A 16,727-nucleotide genomic window follows, 5' to 3' on the forward strand; every position below is an offset into this window, starting at 1 on the left:
GGCAACCCCGCAACGTATACGGGGATCATGAGGTTGCCGGCCAGCGGCCGGCACTACCGCAGCTGCGGCGATCGTCGGCTGGCGTACACATCCATCGTGGGATACTCCGCCGCTTGCAAGAGGCGAGGGAATGCAATGTTCCGTTGGTTTGAATCCCTGATTCCAGTGTTCCCGCCCGTGGACGGGCGCATGCCACCGCGCAAGGTGCTGCCGTTCTACCTGCACTACCTGCGCCCGGTGTGGCCGGTGCTGCTGGCCACGCTCATCGCCGGCCTGCTGCTGGCGCTGGTGGAAGTGGCGATGTTCGATTACCTGGGCCGCATCGTCGACATGGTCGCCGAGCAGCCCGGTGCCGATTTCTTCAAGCGCCACGCCAATGAACTGGGCTGGATGCTGTTCATCACGGTCATCGCGCGGCCGATCCTGGTCGGCCTGCACAACCTGCTGGTCAACCAGGCCATCGTGCCGGGCCTGAGCAACCGCTCGCGCTGGCTGATGCACAACTACGTGGTGCGGCAGAGCCTGAGCTTCTTCCAGAACGACTTTGCCGGCAGCGTCGCCAACCGGGTGATGCAGACCGGCACCTCGCTGCGCGAGTCGGCGGTGCAGATGGTCGATTCGCTCTGGTACATCGTGGTCTACACCGGCACCGCGCTGTACCTGTTCGCGCAGGCCGACTGGCGGCTGATGGTGCCGTTGATCCTGTGGCTGCTGGCCTACGCGGTGATCCTGTTCTACTTCGTGCCGCGCGCGAAGGAACGGGCCTGGATCGCCTCCGAAGCGCGCTCCAAGGCAATGGGCCGCATCGTCGATGGCTACACCAACATCCCCACGCTGAAGCTGTTCGCCCATGGCGGACGCGAGCAGGCCTACGTGGCCGAGTCGATCCAGGAACTGGCGGTCAAGCACCGCGCACAGACCCGCATCACCACCGGCATGGACCTGACCATCGCCATCGTCAACGGCTTCCTGATTGCCGGTACCTGCGGGCTGGCGCTGTGGCTGTGGAACGGCGGCCACATCACGGTCGGCGCGATCACCCTGGCCACCGGCCTGGTGATCCGCATCCACAACATGTCCGGCTGGATCATGTGGACCATCAACGGCATCTTCGAGGACATCGGCACGGTGCAGGATGGCATCACCACCATCGCCCAGCCGCTGACCGTGCAGGACCGCGAGGATGCGGTGCCACTGCAGGTGACCCGCGGCGGCGTGCATTTCCAGGACATCCACTTCCACTATGGCAAGAAGGGCGGCGTGATCGCCGGCCTGGACCTGGTGGTGAAGCCGGGCGAGAAGATCGGCCTGGTCGGCCCGTCCGGCGCCGGCAAATCGACCCTGGTCAACGTGCTGCTGCGCCTGTACGACCTGGAAAGCGGCCGCATTCTGATCGACGACCAGGACATCGCCCATGTCAGCCAGGAAAGCCTGCGGCAGCAGATCGGCGTGGTCACCCAGGACACCTCGCTGCTGCATCGTTCGATCCGCGACAACCTGCTGTACGGCCGCCCGGATGCGACCGAGGACCAGCTGCGTGCCGCCGTGGCCAAGGCGCGTGCCGAAGCCTTCATCGATACGCTGGTGGACGGGCAGGGCCGTCGTGGCTACGACGCGCATGTCGGCGAACGTGGCGTGAAGCTGTCCGGCGGCCAGCGCCAGCGCATCGCCATTGCCCGCGTGCTGCTGAAGGACGCGCCGATCCTGGTGCTGGACGAGGCGACCTCGGCGCTGGATTCTGAAGTCGAAGCGGCGATCCAGGACAGCCTGGACGAACTGATGGGCGGCAAGACGGTGATCGCGATCGCGCACCGGCTGTCGACCATCGCGCGCATGGACCGGCTGGTGGTGATGGACCAGGGCCGCATCGTCGAGACCGGTACCCATGCCGAATTGATTGCGGCCGGTGGCCTGTACGCGCGGTTGTGGGCGCGGCAGACCGGTGGTTTCGTGGCGGCCGATCAATGACCGCTTCCGGGTCGGATCCCTTTCCGCAGGAAAGGGCTCTGACCCCAGCGTGGTTTCGGAGACCTGCATGATCCGCCCCCTACGCGCCTTGTTGCTGGCGCTCGGCCTGGCCACCGCAGCTACATCTGCGGCGCCGGTATCCGCCGAGGATGACCAGCTCGAGCAGGTCGTCCTGCTCAGCCGCCACAACCTGCGCGCGCCGGTGGTGGCCTCTGGTGCTCTGGCCAACGCGACCCCCGAAACCTGGCCACGCTGGGATGTCGCCGCGGGCGAGCTGACCACCAAGGGCGGCGTGCTGGAGGTCTACATGGGCCGCTACATCGGCCAGTGGCTGCGCCAGGCGCATCTGCTGCCGGCGTCGGGTTGCCCGCAGCCCGCCGACTTCCACGCACATGCCAACAGCCTGCAGCGCACCCAGGCCACCGCGCAGTTCTTCGTGGCCGGCGCCTTCCCGGGCTGCCATGTCACGGTCGAGCAGCGTATGCCACTGGGCACGATGGACCCGCTGTTCAATCCGGTGATCCACCGCGATGACGCGGCCTTCCGCGAAGGCGCGCCGTCGGCGATGCAGCAGGCGTTGGCCGCATCGGATCTGGCGCCGGCACTGGCCGTGTCGGAGGCGATCACCCGCTATCCGCAGTCCGCGGCCTGCGAGGGCCACCGTGACTGCCGTCTGACACTGGCCGACACCCGCTTCAGCGCGGAGCCGGGCCAGGAGCCGCGCGTCTCCGGATCGCTGGCGTTGGCCAACGGGCTGGTCGATGCCCTGTTGATGGAGCACTACCAGGGAAGCGGGAGTGCGCGCGAAGGCTGGGGCCGGTTGAACACGGAGGCGCAATGGCAGGCACTGGCCCAGATCCGCAATCGCTACCAGGACATCCTGTTCGGCACACCCGAGGTTGCCCGTGATGTGGCTGCCCCGCTGCTGGCATGCGTGGATGCGTTGTTGGAAGATCCCGCGTCGCCGAAGGTGACCCTGCTGGTCGGTCACGATTCCAACATCGGTTCCGTATTGGCGGCGCTGGGCATCACCGACTACACGTTGCCGGGCCAGTACGAGAAGACACCGATCGGTGGCCTGCTGCAGTTCGAGCGCTGGCGTGACCGCCACAGCGGGGTGGAGCGTATCCGCCTGGCTTACGTCTACCCGACCACCGCGCAGCTGCGTGAAGCGCAGCCGCTGAACGACGCGCAGCCGCCGGGTCGTGTCGCGCTGCGTGTGCCGGGGTGCGCGGCACAGGGCTGCACCGTCGCCGAATTCCTGCGTCTGCTGCAGCCGGCAGTCCGCTGAGCTACGCCGCTAACGCAGCGGCGCGCGCACGATGCCGTGCGTGGCCATCAGCGTGAGATCGCCGCCCAGCCGCGGCGAGTGGAACGGGCCGCGTGCGTGCGCCGCGTCGAACAGGCCGCCATCCGGTGATCGCAGACGATAGAACTCGACCCAGCCGCTGGCCTGCAGCGGCAGCTGTGCAACGCCGGTCTGTTCGTTGAACCATGCAGGGTCCTTGCTGCCTTCGATGACGCGGCGGGCAAGGCGGTCGATGGCGTGATCCCGGCTGGCGTACCAGTCCTGGCCGCGCAGTCGCGCCAGTTCGGCCATCATCACCAGCGGTGCCAGTGCGTAGTCGTGGTAGTGCAGGGCGCGTTGCCCGCGCGCCATCTCCAGCGGCAGGCTGCCATCGTCCTGGATGTCGTCGATGCCTTTCTGGAAGGCGGCGTGGCCGGCCTGCCACAAGGCCTCGTCATCGATGGCCAGGCCGGTGGCCAGCACGCCCAGGCCGCCCCAGTAGTAGTGGTTGTTGCGGCGCCGTTTCGGATTGTCCCAGTACGCCAGGTTGGCGCGTGCCAGCTGCTGCAGCCACGGATCGATGCGCGCACGCTGCTGCGGGTCGGCCTGGTCGTGCACCTTCAGGTAGGCCATGGCCACCGCATCGAGCATCCACTGCCGCATGTAGAACGACTGATCGTTGTTGACCCGGATCATCTGCCCGAGCATTGCGCCGTCCTTCGCCCAGGCGCCGAGCCAGGCCAGGGTGCACTGCGCCGCGGCACGATCACCGTCGCGCAGGTAGTCGTCGCTCATGCGCGCCACGTCGGCGGCATAACCGTCCAGCGGCGCGGTGGCATCGTGGTTCTGCTGGTGCAGTGCGGGGTCGATCACCGAGCCGGCCTTGTCGGTGTAGTAGCCCAGGGCGCGGATGTCGGGTTGCCCGGCCGGCGGTGATGGGCAGGCGGCGAAGGTGCAGGCGCTGGCCAGCAGCGTGGGCAGCAATGCAAGACGGAGCAGGGGAATCGACATGGAAACCGGTGGAAGGGGAGCCGGGCGAACGATGCGCCCGGGCATGTTGCCGGTGCGTGATGCAATCACGCCTTCCTCCACCGCATGCAGACACCGCATGTAGAAACGGCCCGGGTTTGCCCGGGCCGTTCTGGTTCACTTCAGGCCGCTCCGATCACTCGATCGGCTGGTCCAGCATCAGCTGGCGGGCGAAGCGCACCGGCGGCGCGCCGTAGGACAGCACCTGGTCGTGGTACGCCTTCAGGTTGAACTTGTCGCCCAGCTTCTCCTGCACCGCCTTGCGCGTGTCGAAGTGTTCCTGCGCGCCGACGAAGTAGGTCGGCAGCTGCGCCGAGGTCAGCTGCGCACGTACCCACTTGCCCGCTGCTTCGCTTTCCTGCTGGAACGCGTCGTGGGTCATCAGGTGCATCGCCTTTTCGCGATCCCAGTTGTCCACGTGCACGCCCTGGTCGAGGATCGCGTTGGAGATCGTGCGCAGGTAGAACTTCAGCTGCACCAGGTGGAACAGCGGGTCGTTGTTGAGGTAACCCTGCTCCTGCATCATGCGCTCGGTGTAGACCGCCCAGCCTTCGGCGAACAGGCCCGAACGCAGCACCGCACGCAGGGTGGAGGGGAACTTGGCCGAGTGCCAGCCCTCCAGGTAGTGGCCTGGGGTGCCTTCGTGGATGCTCAGCAGGTGGATCATGCGCGAGTTGTACTCACGCAGGAACGAGTCGACCTGCTTTGCGTTCCAGTCGTCCGGAATCGGCGACACGGCGTAGAAGGTCTTCAGGTTCTTGTCCAGCGGGCCCGGCGAATCGCAGTAGGCCACGGCCACGCCACGCTGGAATTCCGGCATCAGGATGATGTCCACCGGCGCGTCGGGCAGGGTCACCAGGTCGTGTTCGCGCACGAACGCGGTGGACTGCTCCAGCGCGGCCTTGGCATCGTCGACCACCTTGTCGCGTGCCGGCTTGTCGGCGTAGGCCAGTTCCAGCGCGGCTTCGATCGCCTTCTGCTGCTGTTCGTCGGTCGGCTGGGCCGGCATCTCCGGCGCACCCGGCTTGTCCTTCAGCACGGTCTGCGCGATGCCGTACATGTCTTCGCGCACGCGCTTGAGTTCGGCGCGCGCGCGCTCACCGATCTCCTGGCGCGACAGCGACGAGCTCAGCGCGAACTTCAGCTTCTGGTCGTATTTTTCCGCACCGATGCGGAAGTCGCCCTTCGCGTTCGGCACCAGGGTCTTGTCCAGCCAGGCCTGCTGCTCGTCCACCGCCTTCTTCAGGCCGTCGATGGCGGCCTGCAGGCGCTGCTGGTCGGCCTGCGGCAGTTCACCGATGTGCGGGGTGATGAAGGTATCGACGATGCTGAGGATGCCCTTGTTCTGCTTGGCAACGGTCTCGGCGTGGATCTTCGGCACGCGCGCCGGGTCCAGGTTCTCGCGGGCCTGGGCGAAGATCGCCGGCAGCTTTTCCATGCGCGCGGTGGCCGACTTCAGGCGCTCCGGCAGCGGCGCGAACTCGCGTGCCATCAGGCCGTAGATCGCGCTGCCTGCAATGCCGTTGTACAGCTGCGGGTCCCACTTGCCGGACTGCAGCACTTCGGCGTTCCAGATTTCCGACTGCAGCTGGTTGCGCAGGATCGCCGCGTCCACCTGGTTTTCGCGGCCCAGCTTGGCCACCTCGATCTTGTCCAGCTCGCCCAGCAGTGCCTTGTAGGCGGCCACGGTCTTCTGCTGCCCGGCGGCACTCAGGTCGTCCAGTTCGCTGTCGTAGCGGTGGTCGCCGATCTGGGTGGCGCTGACCGGCGACAGCTGCATCCAGGTGTCCAGGGCGCGCTTGGACAGATCGGCGAAGGCGGCGTCAGCTGCAGCGTCCGCGGCCTGCTGGCTGGCGGCCGGGGTGGAACCGGTGGTCGGGGCGTCGGCCGGCTGGCAACCGGCCAGGGCGGCGACCAGGGCGAGGGCAAGGAGATGCGGGCGCATCGGCGTTCCTGTACAGGGTCAAACCCCGAGCATAGGCCGCTGGGGCTGCTTTGTCCCCGTGCCATAGGATTACCATGGGCGCTGACAAGGACTCTCTTGCGGAGCGCAGGACATGGAATACCAGGGAAGCTGCCATTGCGGCAGGATCGCATTCACCGTACAGGCCGAGACACCGATCAGCGACGTCGTCGACTGCAACTGCTCGATGTGCCGCCGCCGTGGCAGCCTGCTGTGGTTCGCGCCGCGCGAGGCGTTCCAGCTGGCCACGGATCCGGCCGACGTGGCCACCTACCACTTCAACAAGGCGCACATCGACCATCACCACTGCCGCGAGTGCGGCATCGCGCCCTACAGCGAAGCGGTGGATCCGCGTACCGGCACGCCGATGGTGGCGGTGAACGTGCGCTGCGTGCCGCAGGTGGACCTGGCGGCCCTTGCGGTGACCTCCTACGACGGAGCCGCCCTGTGAGGCCGATGCGCGCGTGGACGCGCGTGATGACGATACCGGTGCTGCTGGCGTTGGCGGCGTGTGCGAAGCACGACATGGCGGCCGATGCCGGAGGGGGTGCCGAAGCGGCGGTGGCTTCGCCTGAAGGCGCGTTCCTCGCGTACGAGCATGACGTGCAGGTACAGCTGGAATCGGCGCAGATCGCACCCCGCATCCAGCAGGTGGCCCAGGCGTGCCAGGGCGCGAAATTCGGCGACTGCGCGGTGCTGCAGGTCGACCAGCGCAGCGGCGAGCGGCCCAGTGGCGAGGTGAAAGTGCGCATCGCGCCGAAGGGTGTCGAACCGTTGATTGCGCTGGCCGGCGAAGGCGGCACCCTGCAGTCGCGCAATACCCGTGCCGAAGACCTCGCACAGCAGGTGGCCGACACCACGCTGACCAAGGCGCGGCTGGAGAAGGAGCACGCACGGCTGCTGTCCTACCAGGACCGCAAGGACCTGAAGGTCGAGGACCTGATGGCGATCACCAAGCGCCTGTCGGAGATCGAGGCAGGCGTCGAGCAGGCCAACAAGGACGCCGCGCAGCAGCGCCGGCGCATCGATACGCAGCTGGTGACGCTGCACTTCGATACCACCTCGGGCCAGCGCAGCCGCAGCGAGATCGGCGAGGCGCTGGGTGAATCAGGCAGCATCCTCAGCACCAGCGTGGCGTTCCTGATCCGTGCGGCGGCCGCATTGCTGCCGGTGGCGGTACTGGCGCTGATCGCCGCATGGGGCGTGCGCGCCTGGTGGCGTCGTCGCCGTCGCAAGCCGTAATCGCGCGTGGTCGCCGGGCCATGCCCGGCGGCCGCTCACCCTTCGTCGGTTTCGTACTCGATGAAGACATCCAGCTCCAGCGCCAGTTCCTGCACCGCATCGCGCACCTTCTGCGCGGTGCTTTCGTTGCCGACTTCCACTTCCAGTTCGTGGATGCCGGGGCCGATGTCATCGGACAGCCCGGCCGAACTGGAATCATCGTCATCCATGTGTGGCATCAGGTCGTCGGTTTCCTCGACATGCTCGATGCCTTCCAGGCCAAGCAGCAGATCGCTGATGGCGCGGGCGTCGTCTTCGGTTCCGGTGATGCGCAGTCGCAGCAGGCTCATGTCAGGGTCACGTGGAAGGGTTCGACTGCAGCCTAGCCAGCGCGAAGCAAAGAGCGGGTGAGGGCGCAGTCAGCCGCGCGTGGCCGGGCGCCCCAGCAGGCTGTCCGGCAGCGCGGGTATCGGCGTGCGCTCGTCCTGCGCCTGCTCCAGCAACCAGTCGATGAACAGGCGCGCGGCGTGGCTCGGCGGTTGTCCCTCCGCATGCACCACGTGATAGGCGTAGCGCGCCTTCAGGGCGGGCCCGGGCAGGCGCACCACCTCGTAGCGCTGCAGGTAGGGCTGGGCGATGTGGGTGCGCGCCAGCACTGCGCCCATGCCGTACACCGCGGCACGCATCGCGTCGGTACTGTCGGCGAAGGTATGCATCGGCGGCAGCGGCGAGGGCGGGCGCACGCCGGCATGGCGGAACCAGTCGCGCCAGCCCTGCGGCGACAGATCGGTCAGCAGTGGCAAGCCGGCGATGCGGGCTGGGTCGTCCAGGGTTTCAACGCCGGCCAGCGCCGGTGAGGCCACCGGGAACAGGTAGTCGTCCATCAGGTGCTGTGCGCGCAGGCCCGGCCACTGCCCAAGTCCGTAACGGATACCCACTTCCGGGCCATTGTCGTCGTATCGATCGAGCCCACTGCCGGTATGCAGTTCGATGCGGATGTGCGGATGGGCCTGGGTGAAGCGTGGCAGGCGTGGCAGCAGCCAGCAGTACGACAGCGAACGCAGGGTGGTGATCCGCAGCGGCACGCTGTCGGCATCCGGGTGCAGATGGTGGGCGACCGCTGCGACGTCGGTGAACGCGGCGCTGGCGGCGTCGGCCAGCTGGCGGCCCTCGGCGGTCAGCCGGACCCCGCGCGCATGGCGCAGGAACAGGCGGGTCTCCAGCACTTCCTCCAGGCGGCGCACGTGGTGGCTGACCGCGCTGGCGGTCAGGTGCAGCTCCTGCGCGGCTTGGGCGAAGTTCTGGTGGCGTGCGGCGACCGCGAAGACGGCCAGCGCGGGGAGCGGGGAAGGGCGTAGCTGCATGTCGAGCCTCAAGCCAGATTTGTGGCTGGCAGCGATACTACGCGCTTGTGCGGCGGGCGTCGTGGCTCGATCCTGTGTGTCTTGACGAGGATTCGACGATGGACGGAGGCAGGGCATGAATGCGGTCCCACAGGCGGCCGAGCGCGATTGGCGCACACCGCTGGAATTGACCTTGCTGGGCGCCATCTGGGGCTGCTCGTTCCTGTTCATGCGGGTGGCGGTACCCTCGTTCGGCCCGTTCGCGTTGGTCGAGGTGCGGCTGGTGCTGGGCGCGCTGGTGCTGCTGCCGTTCCTGTGGCGTGCACGCGCGCAGTTCCCGCCGCGACGCTGGCTGTGGCTGGCCCCGATCGGCCTGATCAATTCGGCGCTGCCGTTCGTGCTGTTCGCCTATGCCGCCGAGCAGGCACCGGCTGCGATCGGCGCGATCTGCAATGCGATGACGGTGCTGTTCGCCGCGCTGATCGCCTTCCTGTTCTTCGGCGAGAAGATCGGCATGCGCCGCGCCGGCGCGCTGCTGGTCGGTTTTGCCGGCGTGGTGGTGCTGGCCACGGCCAAGGTGTCCGGCTTGAGCATCGGCACCGCGGTGATCGCCGGCGCTGCGGCGTCTCTGCTGTACGGCTTGGGTGTGAACCTGGTGAAGCGGCACATGACCGGCCTGCCGTCGGCGGCCGCCGCGGCGGCCACGCTGTCGTGCGCCTCGCTGTGGATGCTGCCGATGGCGGTGAGTCACTGGCCGCAGGCGGCGATTCCGCTCAAGGCGTGGGGCGCGGCGATCGCGCTGGGCGTGGCCTGCACCGGCCTGGCGTTCCTGATGTTCTACCGCCTGATCGGTCGCATCGGCCCGTCGCGCGCATCGACGGTGACCTATCTGATTCCGCTGTTCGGTGCGGCGTTTGCGTGGTTGTTCCTGGGCGAGGCGGTGACGGTGCAGATGTTGATTGCCGGTGCGTTGATTCTGGGGAGCGTGGCGGTGAGCCAGAAGGGCTGAGGGCGTCGACGCACTGGTAGTGCCGGGCGCTGCCCGGCGGCTCTTTTCCGCGCCTGCGGAGAGGTGTCACTTTCTTTGCTCGTGCAAAGAAAGTAACCAAAGAAACACGCCGCCAGCCGCGAGCCGGTGCTGCGCACCGGTACCCTGCGCTCCTCGGCCCGTCGAGGGACGGCGCGGGAACTCGCTGCGCTCAGACACCCGCGCCTCTTCGCCCTCGCCGGACCTGCGGTGCTCGGCTCGCTCAAGGCGGACTGGAAGGTCAAGATCAACCGCAAAAGCATCCACGCATGGCGTGGATCTACTGGGTGCAGCTGTGGCCTTTGATCTGGGTCCGCCTTGAGCGAGCCGAGCATCGCAGGGGAATCAGGGGCGAAGAGGTGCCGATGTCTGAGCGCAGCGAGTTCGGCGCCGCCCCCTGATTCACCGAGAAGCGCAGGGGACCGGCGTGCGAAGCACGGCGGCTCGCGATCTGGCGGCGCGTTTCTTTTGGTTACTTTTCTTTTCGCGCGAAAAGAAAAGTAACGCTCATGAAAGGTGAAGCACCTTCGGCACGTGCCACGCGCAGAACCTGCAACGGCGTTACTTCACCGGCACCGGAATATTGCAGAGATCGATATGCCCGGCCGGGCGCTTGTAGAAATCATCCACGCGATTGCGTCGCGCCTCCACCGTTTCTGCAAAGGTCTTCGAATCGGTACGCAGCACCTGGATCGGCGTGCGCTCGGCCGCCGGCACATCGCTGGCGCGGCGGATCGACACGATCGGCGTGCGCAGTTTCGGGTCAGTGTAGAAACCCATCGGTGCCGGTCCGCGCGGGATCGCGCTGAGCAGTTCCATGCCCTTCAGCACGCGGCCGACCAGGGTGATGTTGCGGTCCAACTGGCGTGGCGACTGCCCGGTCACCACGTACAGCTCGGCGCCGATGCTGCTGTCTTCCTCGTTGCTGCGGCCGGCGCCGAGCATGCCGTAGCAGTGCGCCAGCCAGGCCTTGCCGGCCTGCGGATCCTGGCCGACCGGGAAGCCGTCGACGAAACCGGTCTGTGCGGCCCAGCCATCACGGTCGGGCAGCACGCTGACCTTCAGGCCGGCGCTGGCGCGTTCGAACTCGGCCGGCAGCTTGTGTGCGGCACTGCCGAACGGCTTGGCCTTGGCCGCGTCATCGGCGTCGGCATCGCCGAACTGCACCACGAAGTTGTCCTGTGAGCGGTAGATGCTGGTGCCATCCCAGAAGTGCTCATGCGCGAAAGTCTGGATGTTGGCGACATGGCGCGGGGCGAACTGCGGCGCCAGCTCGATGATCACCCGCCCGGCCGGCAGGTCCATGTACAGCAGGTTGGCCGGGTCCGGGGTGCGCCAGTCGCTGGCCGCCGACGCGTCGAGGATCTGCTGCGGGCTGCGGTAGGGGGTGGCCGCACTGGCCAGCGCGGGCAGCAGGCAGGCGAGGGCGAGGGTGGTCAGGGCAAGGCGACGGCGGTGCGACATGGAATCCCCGGAACATGAACGAGGGTTCGATTCTGCGCGAGCGTACCGGTCTCGCCAACCGGCACGATGACTAACGACACATTCGCTATACCGAACTTCGCACTACTGTGGACTTCAACGTAGTGGAGGGCCGGTCATGGTCGAAGACGATGTCCACCTGAAGAAGTTCCAGAAGGAGCTGAGCGCCGGAACCGTGTCGCTGGCCCTGCTGGCGGTGCTGGCTCGTGCTGGCGAGCCGCTGTACGGCTACCTGATTGCCAAGGAGCTGGAGCGGGTGGGCGAGGGCGTGCTGAGCGGCAAGCAGAGCGCGCTGTACCCGGTGCTGCGCAACCTGGAGGGCGCCGGGCTCCTGGAAAGCCATGTCGAGCCGTCCAGCAGCGGGCCACCGCGGCGCTACTACCGCATCAATGAACGTGGCCTCCAGGTGCTGGCGCAATGGCGCCAAGCCTGGCAGGCCACCCGCGATTCCGTCGATTCCGTGTTGGAGGGGGTACCGCAATGAACGATCCGAGCCTGGCAGGCCGAGCCCTGCCCACCACCATCCCACAGTACCTGGCGCAGCTGCGCGCGGCGCTGGAAGGCGCCGATCCGGCGATGGTGCAGGACGCGCTGTACGACGCCGAGGAATACCTGCGTTCGGAGCTGGCTGCGCAGCCTGGCCGCAGCGAGGCCGAGGTGATCGCCGACGTCGCCGGCAGCTATGGCGCGCCGGACGAAGTGGCCGAGATCTACCGCGAGACCGAAGTGACCGTGAACCGCGCGCTGCGTACGCCGCGTGCGGATACCGCACCGGTGCTGCGTGCGGCTGCCGAGGCCAGTGGCGTCGAGCCGGCCGCACCGCCGCCGACGCCGGTGCAGCGCTCGCTGCTGGCGCGCTTCTTCGGCGTGGTGACCGATCCGCATACCTACGGCGCGCTGTTCTACATGCTGCTGTCGCTGGCCACCGGCGTGTTCTTCTTCAGCTGGGTGGTGACCGGCCTGTCGCTGTCACTGGGCCTGCTGATCCTGATCATCGGCATTCCGCTGACCGTGCTGTTCTTCGGCTCGGTGCGCGGGCTGGCACTGCTGGAAGGGCGATTGGTGGAAGCACTGCTGGGTGAGCGCATGCCGCGCCGTCCGCGCTATACCGATCGCAGCCGCACCGCGCTGCAGCGCATCGGTGACATGTTCACCGACGGCCGCACCTGGCTGACGCTGCTGTATTTCGTGCTGATGCTGCCGCTGGGCATCATCTACTTCACCATCGCGGTGACCCTGCTGACGTTGTCGTTGAGCATGATCTGGGCACCGGTGGCGGTGCTGTTCAGCGGTGACATCCCGGGTGTGTACATCGACGGCGTGAACGTGCTGCCGATGGCTGCAACGCCGCTGGTGGGCATCGTGGTTGCCGTCGTGGGTGCGGTGCTGCTGCTGCTGACGATGCACCTGGCGCGCGGCATCGGCAAGCTGCACGGCCTGATCGCCAAGCACCTGCTGGTGCGGCTGTAAGCGGTCGGCGACGCTCTGGTAGGTGCCAACCTTGGTTGGCACGATCTGGGGTCAGAGCCCTTTCCGCTGGAAACGGATCCGATCCCGGGCTTCCGGGCAGAGCGGGGAATTACCCCGCCTTGCGCCGCAGCGGGGTGACGTTGCTCTTCTTCTTCGTCGCCTTCGCTGCTGGCGCCTCGGCATGCGCGGCGAAGAAGTCGCGCACCTTCGGGTACACCACTTCGCGCCAGCGGCGGCCACTGAAGATGCCGTAGTGGCCTGCGCCTTCGACGATGAAATGCTCCCGGCGGTCTGCGCTGATGCCGGTGCACAGTGCCTGCGCCGCTTCGGTCTGGCCGAGGCCGGCGATGTCGTCCAGCTCGCCCTCGATGCTCAGCAGCGCCGTATCGCGGATCGCCGACGGATCGACCTTCTCGCCGTTGACCACCCACTCGCCACGCGGCAGCAGGAAGTCCTGGAACACCACGCGGATGGTATCCAGGTAGTACTTGGCCGGCATGTCCAGCACCGCGTTGTACTCGTCATAGAAACGACGGTGCGCGTCGGCGTCTTCCAGGTCGCCCTTGACCAGGTCGGTGTAGAAATCCCAGTGCGAGCTGAAATGGCGGCTGGGGTTCATCGACAGGAAGCCGGCATGCTGCAGGAAGCCTGGATACACGCGGCGGCCGGCGCCGGGGTAGCTGGGCGGCACGGTGTGGATGACGTTGTTCTCGAACCACGACAGCGGGTTCTGCGTGGCCAGGTTGTTCACTGCGGTCGGGCTGCAGCGCGCATCGATCGGGCCGCCCATCATCACCAGCGTGCGCGGCGTCGGCTCGCCACGGCTGGCCATCAGCGAAACCGCAGCCAGCACCGGTACGGTCGGCTGGCACACGCTCACCACGTGCAGGCGTTCAACGCCAAGGTGGCGGATGAATTCCTGGATGTAGGCGATGTAGTCGTCCAGGCCGAACTCGCCTTCGCTGGCCGGCACCATGCGCGCATCCACCCAGTCGGTGACGTACACGCGGTGGTCGCGCAGCAGCGTGCGCACGGTATCGCGCAGCAGGGTGGCGTGGTGGCCGGACAGCGGCGCGACCACCAGCACGAACGGCTGGTTGAGCATGGTGTGCAGCTGGTCGGCTTCATTGCTGTGGCGCTTGAAGCGCAGCAGCTTGCAGAACGGCTTGCTCACTTCCTCGTGCACGACGATCGGCACGCGTTCGCCATCGACGTCGATTTCGTTGATGCCCCACTCGGGCTTCTCGTAATCCTTGCCGATGCGATGGAACAACTCGTTGACCGCAGCCAGGCGATCGGCACCCGGCATCTGCGACCACCAGTGGCCCGGGTTGGCGAAGAACTTGGCGTTGGCCTGGGCCTGGTGCACCCAGGGGGCGAGCAGGTTGCGGGTCAGTTCGTGCAGTTGATAGAGCATGACGACCGAATATGTATGGTCATATGTTGCCGCGCAGCATATCCCATCCGGGTGTCCCGCAGGTTAAGTTGGATGAAAATAATGAATCCGGATTCACATCCGTTCCAGCGCGGCCGCATCGCCTGCCAGGGCGGGGCCCAGCCAGCAGTGCGACCCTACCGGCTGCAGCCCCCGGCGGGCCAGTTCGCGCCGGTACCAGCGCGCCGGGCGGGCCTGGAAGCCGTCATGATCGCCGTCGAACGCGTCTTCGGCGGCGAAGGTTTCCAGGAAAGCCACGCCGCCGGTCAGCTCGGCCACGCCGGCCAGGCCGGCGCGCAGTTCGCGGTTGGGCACGTAGTGCATCACGTCCGAGCAGACCAGCAGGTCGACCGGGGCGCAGGGCCGCAACCAGGCGAAATCACCGAAGCGGGCCAGATGCAGGTTGCGGGTGCGGCCGTAGCGGCGCACAGCGTACTCGCTGCTGTCGAAGCCGAGGTATTCGACCTTCGGACGCAGCTTCAGCAGCGGCGCGCGCCAGGCTCCTTCGCCGCAGCCGATGTCCAGCACGCTGCGGATCGGTCGTTCCAGGTAGTACTCGGCGCTGGCCACGGCCAGGGCCACCTTGCGCGCCAGGCGGGCGCTGCCGCCGATGTCGGCGCGGCGGTACCAGCGCTGGAAGTAGGCGGCGTCGTAGGTCTTGTCCATGCAGGCGTCGTGCGGTCGGGAAAACGGCGCCTATCGTACGGCGTTGCGGCGCGCCATGCGTCGATCCGTCGCGGCGGCGGCGTGCGGGGTGGCCCGGCCACGGCATGCGAGAATGGCCGCCCATCTACGCCAGCCGCCGGAGCAAGCGCATGCAGAGCTACTACTGGGTGAAGACCTTCCACATCGTGTTCGTGGTGGCATGGATGGCCACGGTGTTCTACCTGCCGCGCATCCTGGTCAACCTGGCCGAGACCGCAGGGCAGCCGGCTGTGACCGAGCGCCTGCAGCTGATGGGCCTGCGCCTGTACCGCTTCGGCCATTCGATGTTAGGCCTGGCCTTCCTGCTGGGCCTGGTGCTGTGGCTGGGCTACAAGGTCATTCCGGACTTCCCGACCATGGTCGCGCCGGGCGGCGCTGGCTGGTTGCATGCCAAGCTGGGGCTGGTGGTGGTGCTGCTGGCGTATTTCATCTGGATCGGGCGCCTGCTGAAGGGCGTGGCCAAGGGCAGGGCGCTGCCGTCGTCGCGCGCGCTGCGCTGGATCAACGAGATTCCGCTGCTGGCGTTCATTCCGATCGTGTGGCTGGTGCTGGCCAAGCCGTTCTGAGGCGGGGTCATCTGCACGCGGTAGATCCACGCCATGCGTGGATGCCGCCAGGGCGTAAATGAAAAGAGCCGGGCATCTGCCCGGCTCTTTTCGTTCCTGCAATTGCCTGCCTGTTGCCGGCCAGCGGCCGGCACTACCGGGCTGGTCCGCGGCCGGCACTACCGGGCTTATGCGGCTTCGTACGTGCCGTAGCTGCGCAGGCGGTTGTAGCGCTGTTCCAGCAGCTGTTCGGTGGACAGCTTTTCCAGCGCGTCCAGTTCGTTCATCAGCACGGCCTTCAGGCGCTTGGCCATCTGCATCGGGTTGCGGTGGGCACCGCCGGTCGGCTCGCGCACGACCTTGTCGACCAGGCCCAGGCTCTTCAGGCGCGGGGCGGTCAGGCCCAGCTGCTCGGCGGCGTCCTTGGCCTTGCCGGCGTCCTTCCACAGGATCGAGGCGCAGCCTTCCGGGGTGATGGTCGAGTACACCGAGTACTCCAGCATCACGGTGCGGTCGCCCACGCCCAGCGCCAGCGCGCCGCCGGAGCCGCCTTCACCGATCACCGTGCAGATGATCGGCACCTTCAGTTCGGCCATCTCGATCAGGTTGCGCGCGATCGCTTCGGACTGGCCGCGCGATTCGGCGTCGATGCCCGGCCAGGCGCCTGCGGTGTCGATCAGTGTCAGCACCGGCAGGCCGAAGCGCTCGGCCATCTTCATCAGGCGCAGGGCCTTGCGGTAGCCCTCCGGCTTGGGCATGCCGAAGTTGCGCTTGATCTTTTCCTTGGTGTCGCGGCCCTTCTGGTGGCCGATCACCATCACCGCGCGGCCATTGATGCGGGCCAGGCCGCCCATGATGGCCTTGTCGTCGGCGAAGGCGCGGTCACCGGCCAGCTCCTGGAACTCATCGCAGATGATGCGGATGTAGTCGGCGGTGTACGGGCGCGACGGGTGGCGGGCCAGCTGCAGCACCTGCCACGAGGTCAGGTTGCGGAAGATCTGCGCGGTGCGCATGCGCAGCTTGTCCTGCAGCGCGTGCACTTCGGCCTCGACATTGACCGCCGGCCCGGCACTGGCGTTGCGCAGCTCCTGGATCTTAGCTTCCAGGTCGGCGATGGGTTGCTCGAAGTCGAGGTAGTTCGGATTCATCGGAAGCCGTCGTGTAAAGAAGAGGGGAATTCTAGCCGAATGCGTGCAAACCACCCGTACGCCCTCGTCTGGAAGGCGACGGTAGCGCAGCCGGGCAGGGGGC

Annotated in this window: 16 protein-coding genes; 8 read left to right on the forward strand and 8 right to left on the reverse strand. The window is 67.2% G+C overall.

Annotated elements, in window-relative coordinates:
* Positions 1–135: 135 nt before the first annotated feature.
* On the forward strand, positions 136–1,968 hold the full coding sequence (smrA, locus tag ACMZPQ_RS04700) for a multidrug efflux ABC transporter SmrA (RefSeq protein ID WP_197580695.1): 1,833 nt from the start codon (positions 136–138) through the stop codon (positions 1,966–1,968).
* 67 nt (positions 1,969–2,035) lie between these two features.
* Positions 2,036–3,259, forward strand: a complete 1,224-nt coding sequence (agp, locus tag ACMZPQ_RS04705) for a bifunctional glucose-1-phosphatase/inositol phosphatase (protein WP_197580694.1) — start codon at positions 2,036–2,038, stop codon at positions 3,257–3,259.
* Positions 3,260–3,268: 9 nt separating this feature from the next.
* Here the strand turns inward: agp and ACMZPQ_RS04710 are convergent, their stop codons facing one another.
* The gene (locus ACMZPQ_RS04710; RefSeq protein ID WP_197580693.1) at positions 3,269–4,267 is read right to left on the reverse strand and encodes a polysaccharide lyase; all 999 of its coding nucleotides are present in this window, start codon (positions 4,265–4,267) and stop codon (positions 3,269–3,271) included.
* Positions 4,268–4,421: 154 nt separating this feature from the next.
* Positions 4,422–6,230 carry a DUF885 domain-containing protein gene (locus tag ACMZPQ_RS04715; RefSeq protein ID WP_197580692.1) on the reverse strand — a complete coding sequence of 603 codons (1,809 nt, stop codon included), beginning with the start codon at positions 6,228–6,230 and terminating at the stop codon, positions 4,422–4,424.
* 112 nt (positions 6,231–6,342) lie between these two features.
* On the opposite strand from ACMZPQ_RS04715, the gene ACMZPQ_RS04720 reads away from it, so the two are divergent.
* Positions 6,343–6,699, forward strand: a complete 357-nt coding sequence (locus ACMZPQ_RS04720; RefSeq protein ID WP_197580691.1) for a GFA family protein — start codon at positions 6,343–6,345, stop codon at positions 6,697–6,699.
* Between the two features lie 26 nt (positions 6,700–6,725).
* Positions 6,726–7,490 (forward strand): DUF4349 domain-containing protein, encoded by a 765-nt coding sequence (locus tag ACMZPQ_RS04725; protein WP_495495825.1) that lies wholly within the window; start codon positions 6,726–6,728, stop codon positions 7,488–7,490.
* 35 nt (positions 7,491–7,525) lie between these two features.
* Here the strand turns inward: ACMZPQ_RS04725 and ACMZPQ_RS04730 are convergent, their stop codons facing one another.
* Both ACMZPQ_RS04730 and ACMZPQ_RS04735 read right to left on the reverse strand, forming a co-directional pair.
* A complete protein-coding gene (locus ACMZPQ_RS04730; RefSeq protein ID WP_106550374.1) occupies positions 7,526–7,819 on the reverse strand; it encodes a hypothetical protein in 294 nt (97 codons plus the stop codon).
* Between the two features lie 69 nt (positions 7,820–7,888).
* Positions 7,889–8,833, reverse strand: coding sequence for a LysR substrate-binding domain-containing protein (locus ACMZPQ_RS04735; RefSeq protein ID WP_197580690.1), 945 nt, complete (start codon positions 8,831–8,833; stop codon positions 7,889–7,891).
* 115 nt (positions 8,834–8,948) lie between these two features.
* Between ACMZPQ_RS04735 and ACMZPQ_RS04740 the strand changes: the two genes are divergently transcribed.
* Positions 8,949–9,821 (forward strand): DMT family transporter, encoded by an 873-nt coding sequence (locus ACMZPQ_RS04740; protein WP_049456459.1) that lies wholly within the window; start codon positions 8,949–8,951, stop codon positions 9,819–9,821.
* Positions 9,822–10,400: 579 nt separating this feature from the next.
* Here ACMZPQ_RS04740 and ACMZPQ_RS04745 read toward each other — a convergent pair.
* Positions 10,401–11,303, reverse strand: a complete 903-nt coding sequence (locus ACMZPQ_RS04745; protein ID WP_197580689.1) for a peptidylprolyl isomerase — start codon at positions 11,301–11,303, stop codon at positions 10,401–10,403.
* 136 nt (positions 11,304–11,439) lie between these two features.
* Here ACMZPQ_RS04745 and ACMZPQ_RS04750 point away from each other — a divergent pair, with 136 nt between their 5' ends.
* Positions 11,440–11,805, forward strand: coding sequence for a helix-turn-helix transcriptional regulator (locus ACMZPQ_RS04750; RefSeq protein ID WP_197580688.1), 366 nt, complete (start codon positions 11,440–11,442; stop codon positions 11,803–11,805).
* On the forward strand, positions 11,802–12,791 hold the full coding sequence (locus tag ACMZPQ_RS04755) for a sensor domain-containing protein (RefSeq protein WP_197580687.1): 990 nt from the start codon (positions 11,802–11,804) through the stop codon (positions 12,789–12,791). The genes ACMZPQ_RS04750 and ACMZPQ_RS04755 overlap by 4 nt, the downstream gene beginning before the upstream one ends.
* Before the next feature lie 109 nt (positions 12,792–12,900).
* Here ACMZPQ_RS04755 and ACMZPQ_RS04760 read toward each other — a convergent pair whose 3' ends face one another.
* Positions 12,901–14,208 carry a polyhydroxyalkanoate depolymerase gene (locus ACMZPQ_RS04760; RefSeq protein WP_133934196.1) on the reverse strand — a complete coding sequence of 436 codons (1,308 nt, stop codon included), beginning with the start codon at positions 14,206–14,208 and terminating at the stop codon, positions 12,901–12,903.
* Between the two features lie 93 nt (positions 14,209–14,301).
* Complete coding sequence (locus ACMZPQ_RS04765) at positions 14,302–14,892, reverse strand: methyltransferase domain-containing protein (protein WP_197580686.1); 591 nt, start codon at positions 14,890–14,892, stop codon at positions 14,302–14,304.
* A 149-nt stretch (positions 14,893–15,041) separates the two neighbouring features.
* On the opposite strand from ACMZPQ_RS04765, the gene ACMZPQ_RS04770 reads away from it, so the two are divergent.
* Positions 15,042–15,497 (forward strand): CopD family protein, encoded by a 456-nt coding sequence (locus tag ACMZPQ_RS04770; protein WP_075674936.1) that lies wholly within the window; start codon positions 15,042–15,044, stop codon positions 15,495–15,497.
* Positions 15,498–15,664: 167 nt separating this feature from the next.
* Here ACMZPQ_RS04770 and ACMZPQ_RS04775 read toward each other — a convergent pair whose 3' ends face one another.
* A complete protein-coding gene (locus tag ACMZPQ_RS04775; protein WP_197580685.1) occupies positions 15,665–16,624 on the reverse strand; it encodes an acetyl-CoA carboxylase carboxyltransferase subunit alpha in 960 nt (319 codons plus the stop codon).
* Between the last annotated feature and the right edge of the window lie 103 nt (positions 16,625–16,727).

It is taken from the genome of Stenotrophomonas maltophilia (genome assembly GCF_047497515.2).
Taxonomy (GTDB): Bacteria; Pseudomonadota; Gammaproteobacteria; order Xanthomonadales; family Xanthomonadaceae; genus Stenotrophomonas.